The sequence below is a fragment of the Mycobacteriales bacterium genome (assembly GCA_035504215.1).
Lineage (GTDB): Bacteria > Actinomycetota > Actinomycetes > JAFAQI01 > JAFAQI01 > DATAUK01.
This window is the reverse complement of sequence record DATJSI010000112.1, coordinates 1-17,953: the sequence shown is the minus strand read 5'-3', so window position 1 is coordinate 17,953 and position 17,953 is coordinate 1. Positions and strand designations below refer to the sequence as shown.

The following is a 17,953-nucleotide window of genomic DNA, read 5'->3' as shown; positions in this document are numbered from 1 at the left end:
AGGTTCGCAAGAAAGCCGCTCCAGATTAGGGCGCACGTCGTCGCCTTGTCAGCCCATCTCCAACACCGACGGTGCAGGTCAGCGCGGGGTTGACCCGGCGCAGCGCCGACAGAAAAAACATCGGCAGCAGGGCCCGCAAGGCTTAGGCTGGCAGGACACGAGAAAGGAGGTGGTCCGCGGTTGAGTACCTACAGGACACGTGAGGTGACCGTCAGCTAGGCGCCGTCTTCGGACTCGGTGTGAGACCAGCCGAGACGCATAGCGTCCGGCGAATCCCCGACCGTCACCGTGCCCCCGGGCAGCCGGCCCGTCCAGCCGGCAACCGCGCTCGCGCCGCGAGCGACCGGTTACTGCCCGGGGGCCTTTCCTGTCCCGGCCGAGGCCGTGGCTACTTCAGCGACAGCCAGGTGGTGACGCCGACGATCCCGGAAACCGACAGCTTGTGCGCCTGCTGCCACGACTTCACCGCCGCCTCGGTCTCCGGACCGAAACCGCCATCGACGGCAAGCCCGGCGCCGTGCCGGTTGAGGTCGAGCTGAAGCTGGCTCACCGTCCAGCCGGAGTCGCCGACCTTCGCCGGGAGCGCCAGCTCAGCCACCGGGCGGACCACGACGGGTAGCAGGTCGGTCGACCAGATCGGCGTGATCTTGACCTTCTCGCCGGTCTGCGGGGCGTCGAGAAGGTCCCCGTCGCCGACGTACATCGCGACGTGGTAGACCGTCGACGGCTGCGACACGTCGCTCGCGTAGAACAACAGGTCGCCCTGCTTCGCCTCGTTCAGCGGGATCCGGCGGCCGGCGCCGGCGTACTGCTCAGCCGCGGTGCGCGGGATGGTCAGCCCGGCATGGCGGTACGACGTCATCTGCAGCCCGGAGCAGTCGTAGCCCTTCGGTCCGGTGCCACCCCAGACGTACGGCTGGCCGATCTGGCTCTTGGCGAACGCCATCGCCTGCAGCGCGACCGGGTTCGTGGAGGTGCCTGCTCGCTTGTCCAACTCGGCCAGCCGCGCGGCCGCGAGCTTGCGGATTCGCGCCTGTGCCTTGGCATCGGACTCGCTCGGCGGCAGCACCGACGTCGCGGTCGAGCACTCCGGCGTGCCGAACAGCGTCAGCGCGCGCCAGGTCGCCTGGTTCGTCGTACCGGTCACCTTCAGGTCCGCGGCGGCCTGCACCATCTCGACGGCATCGACCGTCGGGCCGCCGTACCGCCCGTTGACCGCCGTACCGACCATCTGCTGCAGGATCGTGACCGCGAGTCCGGACGACCCGCTCGAAAGAAGCGCACAGCTCAGCGCCACTCCGGAGCCGAGCACCCGGTCACCGCAGGCGGCCTGGCCGGACGGCGGGAGGTGCGCCCAGGTGCCGGCGTCGATCCGGCCGGTCGCCGGAAGCTCGTGCGCGCGCTGCCACGCCTTGACCTTCTCGATCGTGCCGGCGCCGAACTTCCCGGTGACCCGCTTGCCGATGGCCTGCTGGATCGCGCGCACCGCCGGGCCGGTTGAGCCCTTCGACAGCACCGCGCAGGTCGTCACCTTGGCCGAGCTGCCGGCAGCCTGCGCCGCCGCGACACCCGGGCCACCGAGGGCGGCAACCGAGCAGAGTGCGGCGACGGCGACGGCAAACCGCCACTTCCCGCGCGCGCTGGATCGCACCGCTGCTCCTTCGGCCTGACCGGTTGTCAACGCTTGTTACCAGGTGTGTCGGCAGGGATCCAGCCCGGCCTTACGTCCCGACCGCCGCCAATCCGGGCAATCCGGGCGCCGCGCACGCACTAGAGTCCGGGCGATGAAGGTCTTGATCACGGGGGGCGCGGGCTACATCGGCAGCACGATCGGCTCGGCCTGTGTGGATGCGGGCATCGAGCCGGTGATCGTGGACAGCCTGGTCACCGGACGGCGGGAGTTCGCCCTCGACCGCCCGTTCTACGAAGGCGACATCGCCGACGACGCGCTGATCGACCGGGTGTTCGCGGAACACCCCGACATCGCCGCGGTCGTCCACTGCGCCGCGCTGATCGTGGTCCCCGACTCCGTCGCCGACCCGATTGGGTACTACCAGGCGAACGTCTGCAAGAGCCTGCGGCTGTTCGCGTCCCTGCTCCGCAACGGCTGCGGCCGGGTGATCTTCAGCTCGTCGGCGTCGATCTACGCCGTCAACGACGACTTCACCGTCGACGAGGATGCCGCGCTGGGCCCGACCAGCCCGTACGCCCGGACCAAGGCGGTGTGCGAAGGCATGTTCGCGGACATCGCCGCCACGCAGCCGATCCGCGTGTTGTCGCTGCGCTACTTCAACCCGATCGGCGCCGATCCGCAGCTTCGAACCGGGCTCGCTCTGCCCAAACCCACCCATGCGCTCGGCAAGATGATCGAGGCGATGCAGAGCGGTCAGGAGTTCCCGATCACGGGGACCGACTACCCGACCCGGGACGGCACGGGCATCCGCGACTACATCCACGTCTGGGATCTCGCTGCCGCACACGTCGCGGCACTGAACCACTTCGACGACATCCTTCCGGGCCGGCACGGGTCGTTGGCGATCAATCTCGGAACCGGGCAAGGGACGACGGTCCGCGAGCTCCTCGATGCGTTCAACACCGTGTCGCCGACCCCTGTTGCGGGCGCAGAGACCGGGCCACGTCCGGGTGACGGCGCGGGTGCGTACACCCGGAGCGGTCGGGCCAACGAGCTGCTGCAGTGGCGGGCCGATCGATCGATCGAGGATGGCATCCGCGACACCCTCGAGTGGTTCGCCGTACGCAAGGACGTCCTCGGAAGCTGACCGGATCCGAGGCCGGCCGGCGCCGAGTCAGTCGGAGTGGCGGTCGAGAGCGGCCGCGAGGTGCGGGGCGAGTCCCGACTCGCCGGCCGCCAGGTCGATTGCGTAGAGCAGCTTGCCGCCGCGCACCGCATACATCCGCTTGTCCGCGGTGATCGCGGGCGCGGTGGGTGTCCGTGCGACCACGTCGCTCGCCAGCTCGACATGGGACCCGGCCGGACCGTCCACGATGTGGCCGATCAGGACCTCCGTCACCCCGGTCGGGCGTGCGATCACCAGCTCGACGGTCACCGGCCCGCCGTCCTCGGGCTCCTGCGCCCGCAGCCAGCCCGCCTCCGCGTGCAGCCAGCTGCCGTCCTCGACCGAGGCGAGCTGCGAGTGGTAGGCGAGCACCGAGGAGCCGTCCGGCTCGATCCGCAGCACCTCGGCGTACGGGTAGTCGGCGCCACCGCCGCCCGGCACCGCGCCCACTCCCTCGCCCATCCAGGTTCCGATCAGGAAGCTGAGCGGACCGATCGGGTCGCCGGCGTACGTCATCGCTCACCGAGCAGCAACCGGCTGATGATGAGCTTCTGGATCTCGGCCGTCCCGCCGCCGATCGAGCCGAGCTTCGCGTCGCGCAGCGCGCGCTCGACGCCGAAGTCACGCAGGTAGCCGTAGCCGCCGTGGATCTGGATCGCGTCCAGGGCGTTCTGCACGCTCAGCTCCCCGACCAGGTACTTGGCGATCGACGCCTCCATCTGATGCTCTGCGCCCGCTTGTTTGAGGTACGTCGCCCGGTAGACCGCCGTTCGGCAGGTCTCGAGCCGCACCTTCATCTCGGCGAGCTTGTGCGCGACCGCCTGGAACGACGCGATCGGCCGGCCGAACTGGTTGCGCTCCTTGGCATAGGCGACCGACGCGTCGAGCGTCGCCTGCATCCCGCCGAGAGCGCCGCCCATCATCACGGTGCGTTCCCAGTCGAAGCACTCGAACGCGATCTGCCAGAGCGCCGTGCCTTCGGTCCCGAGCAACGCATCCGCCGGCACCCGGCAGTCGACCAGCGCGATCTCAGCGGTCGGCGAGGATCGGCAGCCCATCTTGTCCAGCTCGCGTCCCACGCGAAAGCCCGGCGTACCGGTATCGACGATGAACGCACTTGCCGCGTTGTCGCCGGTCTTCGCCAGCACGGTGCACACGTCCGCGATCGGGCCGTTGGTGATGAACATCTTGTTGCCGTTGAGCACCCAGTTGTCGCCATCCGGTACGGCGGTCGTCAGCAACCCCGCCGAGTCGGAACCCGCCTCGGGCTCGGTCGACGCCCAGGCCCCGATCAGCGAGCCGTCGCAGAGGCCGGGCAGCCAGCGGCGCTTCTGCTCCTCGGTGCCGTGCAGCCAGATCGGCACCGACCCGATCACCCAGTGCGCACCGAGCGACAGGTTGAACCCGCCGTCGCGGCCGCCCTCGCCGATCGCCTCGTTGGCGATCAGGCAGTCCACGATCGACGCGCCGGCGCCGCCGTACTCCTCGGGGATCGGCAGCCCGGCGAGGCCCTGCGCGGCGAAGGACTTCCAGACGCCCGGATCCCAGCGGCCTTCGCGGTCGCGTTCGGCCGCACCCGGTGCGACCGTCGCCACGGCCCATTCACGGACACTCGCGCGAAACGCCCGCTGTTCGTCGGTGATGGAGAAGTCCACGACGGCAGTCTGCCAGGAGCGCGTCCGGGTCACCGGGATGCGGTCGCCGCTCGTCGACCGGTCCGGCCGACTACTGTGCGGCGATGGCTCAGATCACCCTCGGCGTCGCCGAGCGGGCGCGGCTCGACCAGATCCTGATCGGGCTGGCGCCGCGCGCGATGCTGCCCGGCGACGTCGGGGACGTCTACCTGGACGAGGAGGGCACCCCGGTCGCCCGGCGCGAGGACAACGGAATCGCCGCGCTGGCCGCCTCCGCCTGGCGGCACCCGATGGACGTGGCGAGCGAGCAACCGGTGGTTGTCGCCGTCGATGGCCGGCTCCCGGCCGGCTCCGTCCCCGCGGAGTGCCTGCTGCTCCTGCCCGCCGCCGGCGTCCGCCCCGACGATGCCCGGCACATCGCCTGGTCGACCGCGTGGTCCGAGCACGCGGGCGAGGTCGTCCCCATCCCCGTCGAGCCGGCCGAAGCGGCGGCTCGCGCCGCCGAGCTGGCCGCGGCGTACTCCAGCGGCCCGCAGATCGAGATCGAGACGGTGCCCCAGCCCACGGGCGATGGCCGCACCATCCTGCTGACCGGTTTCTCCGGCTCCGGAAAGTCGACGATTGCCCGTGCACTGGTCGAACGCATCGGGACGGCGCGCACCGTCACGCTGCTCGACGGAGATGTCGTGCGGACGCACCTGTCCCGGGGGCTGGGCTTCTCGCGCGAGGACCGCGACATCAACATCCGGCGGATCGGCTGGGTCGCTGCCGAGGTGACCAAGCACGGCGGCCTCGCCGTGTGCGCGCCCATTGCGCCGTACGACGAAACCCGGCAATGGGTACGACGGGCGGTCGATGCCGCCGGCGGCCCCGGCTCGTTCGTCCTGGTGTGGATCTCGACGCCGATCGAGGAGTGCGAACGTCGGGACGTGAAGGGCCTGTACGCCAAGGCTCGAGCCGGCGAGATCACGGCCTTCACGGGGGTCAACGATCCCTACGAGCCGCCTGAGGACGCGGATCTCGTCATCGACACGACCGAGGTGGCCGTAGCCGACGCGGTCGAGCGGATCCTCGGGGTGTTGGAGCGACGCGCCTAGATCTCGACCTCGCCGACCGCGTCGAGCAGGCGGCCCCTCAGCGCGGGTTGGCAGATCAGCAACCGGTCGGTCAGCCGGGACGGCTTGTTGAACTCCAGCGGGGTTCCGGCGAGATCGCTCACGTCGAGTCCGGCCCGCGTGGCCACGACGACCGGCGCCGCGGAGTCCCACTCCTTCATCGGCCCGCTGTGCAGGTACGCATCGGCCTCGCCGAGCAGGATCGACATCGCCTTCATGCCCGCACTGCCGATCGGCGTGAGCTCGCCACCGACGAGATCGGCGACCTCGACCACCCAGGCCGGGCGCCGCGTCCGGCTGACCGCGAGCCGCGGTGGGTCGTGAGGGACGGGAAGCGCAGGCAGTGGGTCGGCGGTCGACAGCGTCATCCCGCGGGCGGGCAGCGCCACCGCTCCGTCGACCAGCCCGGCCCCGCGCTGCCAGAGCGCGACGTGCACCGCCCAGTCGGTGCGGCCCGGCTCGCCGAACTCGGTGGTGCCGTCCAGCGGATCCACGATCCAGACCCGATCCGCCTCGAGCCGCCGGGGGTCATCCGCGGACTCCTCCGACAGGACGATGTCATCGGGGCGGGCCTTGGCGAGGGCCTCGGTCAGCAACACGTTGGACCGTTGGTCGCCCGCGTCGCGAAGCCGCCAGGGATCGTCGAAGCCGAGCTCGTCCCGCAGGCCGAGCAGGAGCTGGCCCGATGCGATAGCGAGGTCTCGAGCGAGCTCGGCGTCCGATCGCTGGTCCGGGCTGCTCATGCTGACCGCCGATCGGCGCCGTCTACCGGGCGTGGGTGTTTGGGCAAGGCTCAGAGCACCATCGCTGCACCGACCGTGGCACCCGATCCTTCGTCGATGACGAGGAACGAGCCGGTGGTGCGGTTGCGGCGGTACTCATCGACGAACAGCGGCTGCGTGGTCCGCAGCCGGATCCGGCCGATCTCGTTGAGCGACAAGGAGTCCGCCGACTCGTCGCGATGCAGCGTGTTGACGTCGATGCGGTAGTCGACCTCGCGGATCTGAGCCCGGGCGGTGCGCGTCGTGTGCTTGACGGTGTACATGCCGCGCAGTCGCAGCGGCTCGTCGGTGAGCCAGCACACCATGGCATCGACGTCCTGGGTCGATCGAGGCTGGTTGTGCGGCCGGCAGATCATGTCGCCACGAGAGACGTCGATGTTGTCGGTGAGGCGGACCGTCACCGACATCGGCGGGAACGCCTCGTCGACCGGTCCGTCGGCCGTGTCGATGGCCTCGATGGTCGAGCGCAGGCCGCTCGGCAGAACGATGACGTCATCACCGGGCTTGAGCACACCACCGGCGACCTGGCCGGCATAGCCGCGGTAGTCCGGGTACGCCGAGGACTGCGGGCGGATCACGTACTGGACCGGGAACCGTACGTCGATCAGGTTGCGGTCGCTCGCGATGTAGACGTCCTCGAGGTGATGCAGCAGCGAGGAGCCGGAGTACCACGGCATGTTCTCGGAGCGGTGGACGACGTTGTCGCCGTGCAGCGCGCTGATCGGGATGAACGAGAGATCGCTGACATCGAGCTTGGTGGCGAACGAGCGGAACTCGTCCTTGAGCCGGTTGAAGACGCTCTCGTCGTAGTCGACGAGGTCCATCTTGTTGATGCAGAGCACCAGGTGCGGCACGCGAAGCAGCGAAGCGAGAAAGGCGTGCCGGCGCGACTGCTCGACGATGCCGTTGCGAGCGTCGACGAGCACCAGGGCCAGGCTTGCGGTCGATGCGCCGGTCACCATGTTGCGGGTGTACTGCACGTGTCCCGGGGTGTCCGCGATGATGAACGAACGCTTGGGTGTTGCAAAGTAGCGGTAGGCGACGTCGATCGTGATGCCCTGCTCGCGCTCGGCCCGCAGGCCGTCGGTGAGCAACGCAAGGTTGACGTGCTCGTCGCCACGGTCGCGCGATGTGCGCTCGACCGCCTCGAGCTGGTCCTCGAAGATCGACTTGGTGTCGTAGAGCAACCGGCCGATCAGCGTCGACTTCCCGTCATCGACACTTCCGGCAGTCGCGAACCTCAGCAGTTCCATCAGAACAGCAGCCCCATCAGAAATAGCCCTCGCGCTTGCGATCCTCCATGGCGGCTTCGCTCAGCCGGTCGTCGGCGCGCGTCGCGCCGCGCTCGGTGATGCGGGTTGCCGCCACCTCCGCGATGACGTCGTCGTAGTTCGCCGCAGTCGACTCGACCGCACCCGTCACCGGGATGTCGCCGACGGTGCGGTAGCGCACCGTCAACCTCACGATCTCTTCGCTCTCTCGCGGCATCGTGTACTCGCTCACAGGGAGCCACATTCCGTTGCGCATGAAGACCTCGCGCTCGTGCGCGAAGTAGATGCTCGGCAGCTCGACGTTCTCCGCCGACAGGTAGCTCCAGATGTCGAGCTCGGTCCAGTTCGACAACGGGAAGATCCGGATGTGCTCGCCCTTGTGATGGCGGCCGTTGTAGAGCGACCACAGCTCGGGACGCTGGTTCTTCGGGTCCCACTGGCCGAACTCGTCGCGGAAGCTGTACACCCGCTCCTTCGCCCGCGCCTTCTCCTCGTCGCGGCGCGCACCGCCGAACACCGCGTCGAACTCGTTGTCGTTGATCGCGTCGAGCAATGTCACGGTCTGCAGCGGGTTGCGAATGCCGTCCGGACGCTCCTTGACCCGCCCGGCGGCAATCGAGTCCTCGACCTTGGCGACGACGAGCCGCAGGCCGAGCCGCTCCACCGTGCTGTCCCGGAACTCGAGCACCTCGGGGAAGTTGTGGCCGGTGTCGACGTGCATGACCGGGAACGGGATCGGCGCCGGCCAGAACGCCTTCGACGCGATGTGCAGCATGACGACCGAGTCCTTGCCGCCGCTGAACAGAAGAACGGGACGCTCGAACTCCGCCGCGACCTCACGAAAGATGTGGATCGACTCGGATTCGAGCGCCTGCAGCGAGCTGAGCTCGTACGTCTGTGGCGCTGTCATAGGCCCTACAGACTAGATCGACTCAGCGGCCACGTGCCGCCGAACCGCGGCCGGATCGGTGCTCACGACGCCGGTTGCGCCATTCGGTCGCGCACTGCTCGCCCCAACGGACGAACCGGCCGGCTCGCCCGGCACCGCGCGGACTCGGCGCAGACGCTAGGTTCGCCGCATGGACCTGCAGGGAACCTCAGCCGTCGTGACCGGTGCGGCCTCCGGTCTCGGTGCCGCGACCGCGCGGTTGCTCGCGTCCCACGGCGCCGGCGTCCTCGTCGCCGACGTACAGGACGACAAGGGCGAAGCGCTTGCCGCCGAGGTCGGTGGTGTCTTCGTCCACACCGACGTCACCGACACCGACACGATCATCCGCGCGGTGGACACCGCCGCCGGCATGGCGCCGCTGCGCTCGCTGGTGTGCTGCGCGGGCATCGGCTGGCCGGAGCGCACGATCGGCAAGGACGGCGAGTACGCCACGGCGCACAACCTCGACACCTACAAGAAGGTCATCGCGATCAACCTGGTCGGCACCTTCGACTGCGTCCGGATCGCCGCGACGGCGATCGGGCGGACGGATGCCGACGAAAACGGTCAGCGAGGGGCGATCGTCCTGACCGCGTCGGTTGCGGCCGAGGACGGCCAGATCGGGCAGGCGGCGTACTCCTCCTCCAAGGGCGGAGTGGTCGGCATGACCCTGCCGGTGGCCCGCGACCTGTCGGTGGTCGGCATCCGGGTCAACACCATCCTGCCCGGGCTGATCGATACGCCGATCTACGGCGAAGGGCCGGCAGCCGAGGAGTTCAAGGCACGGCTCGGGGCCGGCGTGCTGTTCCCGAAGCGACTCGGGTACGCCGAGGAGTACGCGTCACTCGCGCTCGAGATGCTGCGCAACGACTACTTCAACGCCGAGTGTGTGCGCCTCGACGCGGGCATCCGGATGCAACCGAAGTAAGCGAACCGCGCGCGGGTTGAACAGGGCAACCCAAACCCTCCGTGCCATCGGTGGGAAACCGATGCCGGCGCCGGGGTCCAAGGCGCTCAGCACGAGGCACGAAGGGTCTGGGCGTTCCGATTGCACCCTGACTTACACCGCGAGGCGAAGCTCGTTGATCTCCCCGTCGGCGACCTGGACCGTCTCATCCGCGGCCGCATGCCCGCCGCCGGGGACGACCCGCACCGTCCACTCGCCGGGGCGTGCGAAGAACCGGAACTGACCGGTCGCCGAGGTCACGACCTCGGCGGTGAACTCACCGGTCGAGTCGAGCAGCCGGACGTAGCCCCCGGCGACCGGAGCCTCGCCGGCATAGACCAGGCCCTGGATCACGGTCGCACCGGTAGGGATGCCCTCACGGTCGATGGTCGCCTGGTCCGGTGAACCGCACACGCTCAGACGTCCTTTTCGATCGGGACGCCGACCAGCGAGCCGTACTCCGTCCAGGAACCGTCGTAGTTCTTGACGTTCGGCTGGCCGAGCAGCTCGTGCAGGACGAACCACGTGTGCGCGCTGCGCTCACCGATCCGGCAGTACGCGATCGTGTCCTTGGACAGGTCGACGCCGGCTTCGGTGTAGAGCTGGTTCAGCTCGTCGTCGTCGCGGAACGTCCCGTCCTCGTTCGCCGCCTTACTCCACGGGATGTTGCTCGCAGTGGGGATGTGACCGGCCCGCTGGGACTGCTCCTGTGGCAGGTGCGCGGGGGCCAGCAGCTTGCCGGAGAACTCATCCGGCGAGCGCACGTCGACGAGGTTCTTCACACCGATCGCCGCGATGACCTCGTCGCGGAACGCGCGAATGTCGTTGTTCGGCGCCTTCGCGGTGTACGACGTCGCCTTGCGGTGCGGCACCTCGTCGACGAGCTCGCGGCTGTCGAGCTCCCACTTCTTGCGTCCGCCGTCGAGCAGCTTCACGGCGTCGTGCCCGTAGAGCTTGAAGTACCAGTACGCGTACGCGGCGAACCAGTTGTTGTTGCCGCCATAGAGGATCACCGTGTCGTCGTTGCCGATCCCGCGCTCGGACAGCAGCGCCTCGAACTGCTCCTTGCTCACGAAGTCCCGGCGGACCGGGTCCTGCAGGTCAGCCTTCCAGTCGAGGCGGACCGCGCCTTTGATGTGGTTCTTGTCGTACGCCGAGGTGTCCTCGTCGACCTCGACGAGCACGATGCCCGGATCGTCGAGGTGCGCCTCGACCCAGTCGGCATCGACGAGAACGTCGCTTCGAGCCATCGTCGTCATCTCCTAGCGGTTGGGAAGGGTTCGTCGCCCGGCGAGCGCTGGGCCGACGAAGTCGGGATCGGGTGGGGAACGGTCTTCTGGTCGGTGCCACCGCGGTGGCGCAGGTGGGGCAGTGGCGGTAACGCCCCGGACGGCTCAGGCCCGACAGAGACAGGTCGCCACGCGGCACAGGTCGACCGCGCGCCGGCTCCACAGAGCGGGGTCGTCCCGCGTCGCGACTGCGGAGATGATCACGTCGTTCAGCCTACGCAACCGCGGATCGGCGCGCCAACCGCGCGGATCGACGGTCACCGGTGCGGGAATTCGGGCGTGCGACAATTAGTTGCGTAGGCTAAGGAATGCACCCGCGCACTGCCAGCTGCCGCCAGAAAGGCTTCGCATGACCTCCCCCTCACCAGCACCGCAGGAGCACGCGCGGAGGGGGATCGCCTACAAGTGGATCGCGTTGTCGAACACGACGCTCGGCGTCCTGATGGTCACCATCAACACCTCGATCCTGTTGATCGCTCTGCCGGACATCTTCCGCGGGATCAAGCTCGACCCGCTCGCGCCGGCCAACACGCCGTACTTCCTCTGGATCCTCGTCGGCTTCATGCTGGTGACCAGCGTCCTGGTCGTGAGCCTCGGCCGGATCGGCGACATCTACGGCCGGGTGCGGATGTTCAACCTCGGGTTCGGCGTCTTCACGGCGTTCTCGGTCCTGCTCGCCGTGACGTGGATGACCGGTGCGCACGGCGCGCTGTGGATCGTGCTCATGCGGATCGGGCAAGGCGTTGGCGGAGCGTTCATCTTCGCGAACTCCAGCGCGATCCTCACGGATGCCTTCCCGGAGAACGAGCGCGGGCTCGCGCTCGGCATCAACGGGGTCGCAGCGGTGAGCGGCGCGTTCCTCGGGCTGATCCTCGGCGGCCTGCTTGCGCCGATCGCCTGGCGGCTGGTCTTCGTGATCTCTGTGCCGCTGGGGTTGTTCGCGACGGTCTGGTCGTACCTCAAGCTTCGGGACAGCGGCATCCGGACCCCCGCGCGGATCGACTGGGCCGGAAACCTGCTGTTCGCGGTCGGCCTGGTCGGCATCCTCACCGGCATCGTCTACGGCCTGCAGCCCTACGGCGGTCACACGATGGGCTGGACCAAGCCGTTCGTGCTCATCTGCATGTTCGGCGGGCTCGCCGTGCTCGGCCTGTTCGTCGTCGTCGAGACCAAGGTCGCGGACCCGATGTTCCGGCTGCACCTGTTCCGGATCCGTGCCTTCACGATGGGCAACCTCAGCGCACTGTGTGCCGCGCTGGCCCGCGGTGGCCTGATGTTCATCCTGATCATCTGGCTGCAGGGCATCTGGCTGCCCCAGCATGGCTATACGTTCCAGCGAACGCCGCTATGGGCGGGCATCTACATGATCCCGCTGACCGTCGGGTTCCTTCTCTCCGGACCGCTCGCTGGCCGGCTCGCGGACCGCTTCGGCGCCCGGCCGTTCGCAACCGCAGGGGTTGCGCTGTCCGGCATCGTCTTCCTGCTCTTCGACGAGCTGCCGATGAACTTCACCTACGTCTGGTTCGCCGTACTCGTGCTCATGGTCGGGCTGGCCCTCGGGCTGTTCCAGGCCCCCAACACGGCCAACGTCATGAACTCGCTACCGGCCGACCAGCGCGGCGCCGGCGCGGGCATGCTCAACACGTTCCAGAACAGCGCCCAGGTGCTCTCGATCGGCGTGTTCTTCACCGTGATCACCCTGGGACTCGCGGCCCGGCTGCCGAGCGCGCTGGACCACGGGCTGGTTGCGCAAGGCGTGCCGGCGGCCCAGGCGCACTCGATCGCCACACTGCCGCCGATCGGCTCGCTGTTCGCCGCGTTCCTGGGCTTCAACCCGATCAAGCAGCTGTTGCCGTCCGCGTCCGCGGCCCACGTCTCGGCCGCGCACTACCGCTACCTCACCGGCCGCGGCTTCTTCCCCCATCTGATCTCCGGCCCGTTCGGGCACGGCCTGCACCTGGCGTTCCTGATGGCCGCCGCGGTGTGCTTCCTCGGCGCGGTGTTCTCGCTCTTGCGTGGCGGGCACACCCCCGGCCGCGGCCCCGGGCTCGGCCGCACCCACGCCGAGGCCGTGGAGCGTGGGCTGGCCGGCGCGGGCGATGTCGCGATGGCCGAAGCGGGTGCCGGTGCCGAGGGCGCGTCGGACCCGCGTTAGCGGACAGCGCCACCGTCAGCACGTATAACGGGCAATACGTACGACGCCACGGATCCCCGGCCGCGGGCCGGTTTCCCTAGGTTGTCCGGTGGGCGTGTCAACGCGGTCGGCTGATCGCACGTTGAACAGGGGACGGTGCGGGTCGTGAGCTTCGACGAGGCCGCAGCCGTCGAGCCCACCGAAGCCACATTCGAGGAGGTCTTCCCCGTGTTGACCCGCGACGCCTACCGCGTCGCGTACCGCCTCCTCGGCGATCGCAACGAAGCCGAGGACATCGCTCAGGAGGCTTGTGCGCGCGCCTACAGCCGCTGGTCCAGCGTGCGCGACCACGCCGAGCCGTGGTGCGTGCGGGTGGCGAGCAACCTCGCGCTGGACAGCCTGCGGGCCCGGACCCGCGCGATCCGGCGCAACGACCGGCTCAAGTCCTCCGAGCAGCTGCGCGACCCGGCGGTGGACGACCGGCTCGATCTGTACGCCGCGCTCGCGAAACTGCCCCGCCGCCAGCGCGAGACCGTCGTACTGCGCTATCTCGGCGACCTGTCGGAGGCGCAGACCGCGGACCTGATCGGCTGCTCCGTGGGCTCGGTGAAGACACATGCGAGCCGCGGGCTCGCCGCGCTGAGGGAGGTGCTCGCCCGATGACCTTCGACGGCTCCGGCGACGAACCCTCGTTCAGCCACCTCGACGACCCGACCCCGCCCGGCTTCGGTCCCGACGCCCTCACCCGGGTCGTGTCCCGCGGCCAGCATCTTCGCCGCCGGCGGCGGATCGCGTACTCGGCAAGCACGTTCGTGGTGATCGTTGCCATCGTCGGCACGGCCGTCGGCGTGATCCGCACGAACGGCTCGTCGAACAACCAGACGATCAATACCGCGAAATCGCCCACCTCGACCTCGTCGCTTCTGTCGCCAACGCCACGGCACCAGAAGTCGGGCAAGCCCGGGGGGATCACGCAGACCACCGGGGGCGGAACCCGTCCGCACCACCCGAGCGGCGGCGGCGGACCGACGACCGCCACCTCGCCGGCCTGCGTGACCGAGACGCCGTCGGGGCAGCCGAGCGATCCTCCGGACACCGCGGCCGCCGGCGCAAGCACTTCGCCGGCGCCGGATCCGACGCCCACCCCGACGTGTGTGACCCCCACGCCCACCGAGAGCGGCTCGAGCCCGCCTCCGTCGCCTTCGGTCTCGCCGAGCGTGACCGACTCTGGGTCAGGCGCAGCGACGCCCTGATCGGGTCCCGCTGGTCATGCGCCGCGGCTGCCGAGTACGACGTTCGTCGCACTGCCCGCAACGGTGACCCCACCGGAGGACAGCGACACGGATGACAACCGCATCCGGAACGGCAGGCCACGGACGGGTATCGCGATCGACAACGAGGCGAGCACTCGCCGGATGAGCCCAGCGGCCACCGTCGACCCGGGCAACCCGGCCAACGTCGTGACTCCGACGTCGACGGTGTTGCCGCTGAGTGTCAGCGTGCCTTCGCCGCGCAGGCTGACCGCCCGGCCGGCCACCTCGACGCGGTCGACGACCTCGGCCTTGCCGCCGTTGCCGCCATGGACCGACACCCGGCTGCCGAGCGGGCCGTGACCGGCGAGATAGCTGTTGACCGCGGAGTACGACACGAACGCAGTGCCCACCACTCGCTCGACGGGCACCCGGGAGACGCTGCGGTGGATGGCGTCCGACAGTGAGATGTGGACGCCGTACAGGTGTGCAGTGAGGCGGGTCACCGAGAGGTCCCCGACCGGGAAGTCCGTGGCCTTGACGGTGACGTCCTTATATCTCCCGTGCGCCGCCTGGGTCAGGAACGGAAAGCCACCGATCGTGACGTCGGGACGGTTGGGCAAGTGCTCGTCGGTCTGCACCTTGCCGGCGAGGACGTGCTCGGCGACGAGCGCACCGACCCGGTCCGCGGCCACGACCACCACGACCACGAAGACCAGGACCGCGATCACGAACCGCCTAATCACGGCTAGCCGCCCGCGAACGGCGGCAGGACCTCGACCGTGCCGCCGGCCGTGAGCTCGACGGTCGAGGGGTCGCGGCCACCGACCGGTGACTCGTCGACGACGTACGAACAGCGCTCGAGGACCCGGGCGAGTTGCTCGCCGTGCACTTGGCGCGCGATCTCCAGGGCTTCGGCGAGCGTCCGCGCGTCGAAGGGCTCCTCGCCGACCCCAGCGGCCTCGCGGGCCGCGGCCCAGTAGCGGATCGTCCCTACCGGCACGGCGCCTCCCACGGGCCGCGGGCGATCAGGGCCGGCAGGTGCGCGCCGATCCGGTCCAGCAGCTCCTGCGAAGCCCCGCTCTCGGCATGACCGAACCCCTCGACCACCCAGAGCTCCTTGGGTTCGGCGGCGGCATCGTAGAGAGCCTCTGCATGGTCGGCCGGGAAGTAGTGGTCCCGGTCGCCGTGAACGATCAGCAGCGGGGTCGGGCTGATCCGCCCGACCACCTCCAACGGCGACTCGGGCAGCGCGCCGGGGTCCCAGCCCTCCGCCGAGATCCGCGTCCGCAACACCCGCCGGGCGACCAGCCGGCCGAGCCGGGTCTCGATCGCCCAGTGCACCCGACGCATCGGCGTCGTCCCGCGGTAGTACCAGCGGGAAACCGCCGACACGCTGATGACCGCGTCGACCCCGCCGTGCAGCGCGGCGTGACGGATCACCACGCTGCCGCCCATCGACCAGCCGCAGGTGACGACCGCGGCGTAGCCGAGCCGGCGCGCTTGTGCAACCGCGGCATCGAGATCGAGCACCTCGCGGTGGCCGACCGTCGAGTGTCCGGTGGATCTCCCGTGACCGCGGAAGTCGAACGCGATGACACCGGCGTGCCTAGCCAGCCCGGCCACCACGGCCTGCATCGCCGCTCGCTCGATCGACTGGGTGAAGCCGTGCGCCACGACCACGGCGATTGCGCGCTCACCCGCCGGACCCTCGACGTGGACCGCGGCCAGCTGCTCGCCGTCGACGGTGCCGAGAACGCAGCGCTCCCCAGCGGGGGTCGCGGCGGTGGACGGCATCCCGCTATCCTGACTTATCGGGCCAGGCAGCGCCGCCCCCCGTAGGTAGGCGCGCGACGGGCCCGTTCGTCATTTGCTACCGGACGTGATCCGTCGCTCGGCACGACCCGGCGAACGCCTCGGGAAGTGAAAGGATCCGCACGTGGCGAGCCTGCTGCTCCTGACCGCCTGCGGCGGTGCCTCACCCGACGTGCTGCCGAGCCTCGGCCTGCTCCCCCATGTCGTCCGCGTGTTGCCCTTGGATGTCGCGCCGCTCGTCGATGGACCACCGGCCGACGCGATTCTCGTCGATGCGCGCCACGAGCTGACCAGTGCCCGCCAGACCACGAGGGTGCTCCGGTCGACCGGCTCGGCGGCGCCGCTCATCGTGATCGTCACCGAAGGCGGCCTCGCCGCGGTGTCGGCGGACTGGGGTCTCGACGACGTCGTCGTCGACACTGCGGGACCGGCGGAGGTGGAGGCGCGGCTGCGCCTCGCACTTAGCCGCGCCGCGAGCGGGACCGGCTCGGCAGACGCCGGAACGGGCGAGATCCGATCCGGTGACCTGGTGATCGACGAGTCGACGTACCAGGCCAAGGTGGGCGCGCACAGCCTCGATCTGACCTTCAAGGAGTTCGAGCTGTTGAAGTTCCTAGCCCAGCATCCGGGGCGCGTCTTCAGCCGGGCCCAGCTGCTGCAGGAGGTCTGGGGTTACGACTACTTCGGCGGCACGCGAACCGTCGACGTCCACGTCCGTCGCCTGCGCGCAAAGCTGGGACCGGACCGCGAGGCGCTGATCGGCACGGTGCGCAATGTCGGCTACAAGTTCGTCGCGCAGCCGCTCCGGCCGCTGCCCGACCTTGCCGTCGATGCAGGGTCGGTAGTGATGCCGGTTCCGGGCGGCGCGCCGGGCCCCCACCCGGTGTCGTCCTGACCGACCGCGTTGCGCTAGACCTGACAGCGTGTCGGTCGCAGGGATCGAGTCGCGCCGCCGGCTGAGCACCGACGAGTACGCCGAGGTTGCCGACCTGATCACGTCCGTGACCAGGGCCGAAGGCCGTCGGCCGCTCTCGGACCGGGCCATGCTCGAGGCGGCCCATCCCCGATCGGAGTCGACGACCCATCTGCTGGCCCGCGCAGGTGGCCGGCTCATCGGGTACGCACAGCTCACCGGCGGCATGGCCGAGATCGCGTCCCAGGACCCCGGGGTCATCCGGGCGCTCGTCGGGGCACTCGGGGTGGGTACTCCGGACCGGTTGTTGGTCTGGGCGCACGGCCAGGCCGCCCGCACCGCCGCCGTACTCCGGGAGCTGGGCTTCCACGAACAGCGCGTGCTGCTTCAGATGCGCCGCTCCCTCACCGATCCGCCGTTGCCGGAGCCAGAATGGCCGGCCGGCGTCACCGTCCGGAACTTTGTCGTCGGCGCCGACGAGGCTGCTTGGCTGGCCGTCAACAACGCGGCGTTCGCCCACCATCCCGAGCAGGCGAACTGGTCGATGGAGGACCTCACCTCGCGCGAGCAGGAGCCCTGGTTCGACCCCGAAGGCTTCTTCCTCGCCGAGCGGGACGGCGCGCTGGTCGGCTTTCACTGGACCAAGATCCACGCGCCCGAGGGCGCTGATGCCGAGCCGGTCGGCGAGGTCTACATCGTCGGTGTTGCGCCAGCGATGCAAAGCCAGCACCTCGGGACGGCCCTCACGCTGGCCGGACTCGCTTACCTGGCCGGTCGCGGCTTGCACACCGTGCTGCTCTACGTGGACGAGAACAACCGTGCGGCGGTCAAGGTGTACCAGCGGCTCGGCTTCGTGCGGTGGGACGTCGACATCCTCTTCCAGCGATGAGCCTGCCGGCGCGGTCGTAGCGCGCTCCTAGTGCGCGGTGGCCACCTCGACGACCTTGTGGCTCGCGCGCGAGGCCTTCCGCGAGGCTCGGTGCGGTACGGACTCCCGGCCGCCGGACTCGACCGCAGCGACCAGGAGGCCGCCGAGCAGGCCGAGGTCCCGCGCGAACAACGCGCGCAGCCCTTGCTT

18 protein-coding genes and 1 pseudogene are annotated in these 17,953 nt (G+C 69.7%); 8 read left to right on the top strand and 11 right to left on the bottom strand.

The genetic code is table 11. From position 1 onward, the window contains the following. Positions 1-388 precede the first annotated feature (388 nt). Entirely contained in the window at positions 389-1,651 is a 1,263-nt protein-coding gene (locus tag VME70_13580; protein HTW21230.1) for a peptidoglycan-binding protein, read from the bottom strand. Between the two features lie 133 nt (positions 1,652-1,784). Here VME70_13580 and galE point away from each other — a divergent pair, with 133 nt between their 5' ends. Continuing rightward, positions 1,785-2,780 carry a UDP-glucose 4-epimerase GalE gene (galE, locus tag VME70_13575; protein ID HTW21229.1) on the top strand — a complete coding sequence of 332 codons (996 nt, stop codon included), beginning with the start codon at positions 1,785-1,787 and terminating at the stop codon, positions 2,778-2,780. Between the two features lie 27 nt (positions 2,781-2,807). Here galE and VME70_13570 read toward each other — a convergent pair whose 3' ends face one another. Further along, positions 2,808-3,314 carry an FABP family protein gene (locus VME70_13570; protein ID HTW21228.1) on the bottom strand — a complete coding sequence of 169 codons (507 nt, stop codon included), beginning with the start codon at positions 3,312-3,314 and terminating at the stop codon, positions 2,808-2,810. Next, complete coding sequence (locus VME70_13565) at positions 3,311-4,486, bottom strand: acyl-CoA dehydrogenase family protein (protein HTW21227.1); 1,176 nt, start codon at positions 4,484-4,486, stop codon at positions 3,311-3,313. Before VME70_13565 ends, VME70_13570 begins: the two co-directional genes overlap by 4 nt. Positions 4,487-4,536: 50 nt before the next feature. Here VME70_13565 and cysC point away from each other — a divergent pair, with 50 nt between their 5' ends. After that, the gene (gene cysC / locus VME70_13560; protein HTW21226.1) at positions 4,537-5,529 is read left to right on the top strand and encodes an adenylyl-sulfate kinase; all 993 of its coding nucleotides are present in this window, start codon (positions 4,537-4,539) and stop codon (positions 5,527-5,529) included. Here the strand turns inward: cysC and VME70_13555 are convergent. The 3 genes and pseudogenes from VME70_13555 to cysD all read right to left on the bottom strand — a co-directional run bounded on the left by VME70_13555 (position 5,526) and on the right by cysD (position 8,510). Next, positions 5,526-6,290: a 3'(2'),5'-bisphosphate nucleotidase CysQ gene (locus VME70_13555; protein HTW21225.1), complete on the bottom strand. Its 765-nt coding sequence runs from the start codon at positions 6,288-6,290 to the stop codon at positions 5,526-5,528. The genes cysC and VME70_13555 overlap by 4 nt on opposite strands. A 56-nt stretch (positions 6,291-6,346) precedes the next feature. Further along, positions 6,347-7,585 (bottom strand): annotated as a pseudogene (locus VME70_13550) (GTP-binding protein). A gap of 13 nt (positions 7,586-7,598) precedes the next feature. Beyond that, positions 7,599-8,510, bottom strand: a complete 912-nt coding sequence (gene cysD / locus VME70_13545) for a sulfate adenylyltransferase subunit CysD (GenBank protein ID HTW21224.1) — start codon at positions 8,508-8,510, stop codon at positions 7,599-7,601. 169 nt (positions 8,511-8,679) lie between these two features. On the opposite strand from cysD, the gene VME70_13540 reads away from it, so the two are divergent. Beyond that, positions 8,680-9,456, top strand: coding sequence for an SDR family NAD(P)-dependent oxidoreductase (locus VME70_13540; protein HTW21223.1), 777 nt, complete (start codon positions 8,680-8,682; stop codon positions 9,454-9,456). Between the two features lie 132 nt (positions 9,457-9,588). Here VME70_13540 and VME70_13535 read toward each other — a convergent pair whose 3' ends face one another. Then, positions 9,589-9,888, bottom strand: a complete 300-nt coding sequence (locus VME70_13535; GenBank protein HTW21222.1) for a DUF1416 domain-containing protein — start codon at positions 9,886-9,888, stop codon at positions 9,589-9,591. Positions 9,889-9,890: 2 nt separating this feature from the next. Then, positions 9,891-10,724, bottom strand: coding sequence for a sulfurtransferase (locus tag VME70_13530; GenBank protein HTW21221.1), 834 nt, complete (start codon positions 10,722-10,724; stop codon positions 9,891-9,893). A gap of 388 nt (positions 10,725-11,112) precedes the next feature. On the opposite strand from VME70_13530, the gene VME70_13525 reads away from it, so the two are divergent. From VME70_13525 to VME70_13515, 3 genes are all read left to right on the top strand, one after another. After that, positions 11,113-12,918 carry an MFS transporter gene (locus tag VME70_13525; GenBank protein ID HTW21220.1) on the top strand — a complete coding sequence of 602 codons (1,806 nt, stop codon included), beginning with the start codon at positions 11,113-11,115 and terminating at the stop codon, positions 12,916-12,918. Positions 12,919-13,062: 144 nt separating this feature from the next. Continuing rightward, a complete protein-coding gene (locus VME70_13520; protein HTW21219.1) occupies positions 13,063-13,560 on the top strand; it encodes a SigE family RNA polymerase sigma factor in 498 nt (165 codons plus the stop codon). Then, entirely contained in the window at positions 13,557-14,150 is a 594-nt protein-coding gene (locus tag VME70_13515) for a hypothetical protein (protein HTW21218.1), read from the top strand. Before VME70_13520 ends, VME70_13515 begins: the two co-directional genes overlap by 4 nt. Before the next feature lie 14 nt (positions 14,151-14,164). Here the strand turns inward: VME70_13515 and VME70_13510 are convergent, their stop codons facing one another. From VME70_13510 to VME70_13500, 3 genes are read right to left on the bottom strand one after another with little or no spacing between them, the layout of a single operon-like run. Continuing rightward, positions 14,165-14,893, bottom strand: coding sequence for a DUF2993 domain-containing protein (locus VME70_13510; protein HTW21217.1), 729 nt, complete (start codon positions 14,891-14,893; stop codon positions 14,165-14,167). A gap of 2 nt (positions 14,894-14,895) precedes the next feature. Then, positions 14,896-15,150, bottom strand: a complete 255-nt coding sequence (locus VME70_13505) for a MoaD/ThiS family protein (GenBank protein HTW21216.1) — start codon at positions 15,148-15,150, stop codon at positions 14,896-14,898. Beyond that, positions 15,141-15,944, bottom strand: a complete 804-nt coding sequence (locus VME70_13500; protein HTW21215.1) for an alpha/beta fold hydrolase — start codon at positions 15,942-15,944, stop codon at positions 15,141-15,143. Before VME70_13500 ends, VME70_13505 begins: the two co-directional genes overlap by 10 nt. Positions 15,945-16,086: 142 nt before the next feature. Here VME70_13500 and VME70_13495 point away from each other — a divergent pair, with 142 nt between their 5' ends. Together VME70_13495 and mshD are read left to right on the top strand one after the other, a co-directional pair. Continuing rightward, positions 16,087-16,857: a response regulator transcription factor gene (locus VME70_13495; GenBank protein HTW21214.1), complete on the top strand. Its 771-nt coding sequence runs from the start codon at positions 16,087-16,089 to the stop codon at positions 16,855-16,857. Between the two features lie 28 nt (positions 16,858-16,885). After that, a complete protein-coding gene (gene mshD, locus VME70_13490) occupies positions 16,886-17,764 on the top strand; it encodes a mycothiol synthase (protein HTW21213.1) in 879 nt (292 codons plus the stop codon). Positions 17,765-17,953: the final 189 nt, after the last annotated feature.

Excerpts from the sequence above, each read along its gene's own strand:
- galE (HTW21229.1), top strand. The coding sequence starts at position 1,785 with ATGAAGGTCTTGATCACGGGGGGCGCGGGCTACATCGGCAGCACGATC.
- VME70_13570 (HTW21228.1), bottom strand. The coding sequence starts at position 3,314 with ATGACGTACGCCGGCGACCCGATCGGTCCGCTCAGCTTCCTGATCGGA.
- cysC (HTW21226.1), top strand. The coding sequence starts at position 4,537 with ATGGCTCAGATCACCCTCGGCGTCGCCGAGCGGGCGCGGCTCGACCAG.
- VME70_13555 (HTW21225.1), bottom strand. The coding sequence starts at position 6,290 with ATGAGCAGCCCGGACCAGCGATCGGACGCCGAGCTCGCTCGAGACCTC.
- cysD (HTW21224.1), bottom strand. The coding sequence starts at position 8,510 with ATGACAGCGCCACAGACGTACGAGCTCAGCTCGCTGCAGGCGCTCGAA.
- VME70_13540 (HTW21223.1), top strand. The coding sequence starts at position 8,680 with ATGGACCTGCAGGGAACCTCAGCCGTCGTGACCGGTGCGGCCTCCGGT.
- VME70_13530 (HTW21221.1), bottom strand. The coding sequence starts at position 10,724 with ATGGCTCGAAGCGACGTTCTCGTCGATGCCGACTGGGTCGAGGCGCAC.
- VME70_13525 (HTW21220.1), top strand. The coding sequence starts at position 11,113 with ATGACCTCCCCCTCACCAGCACCGCAGGAGCACGCGCGGAGGGGGATC.
- VME70_13515 (HTW21218.1), top strand. The coding sequence starts at position 13,557 with ATGACCTTCGACGGCTCCGGCGACGAACCCTCGTTCAGCCACCTCGAC.
- VME70_13500 (HTW21215.1), bottom strand. The coding sequence starts at position 15,944 with ATGCCGTCCACCGCCGCGACCCCCGCTGGGGAGCGCTGCGTTCTCGGC.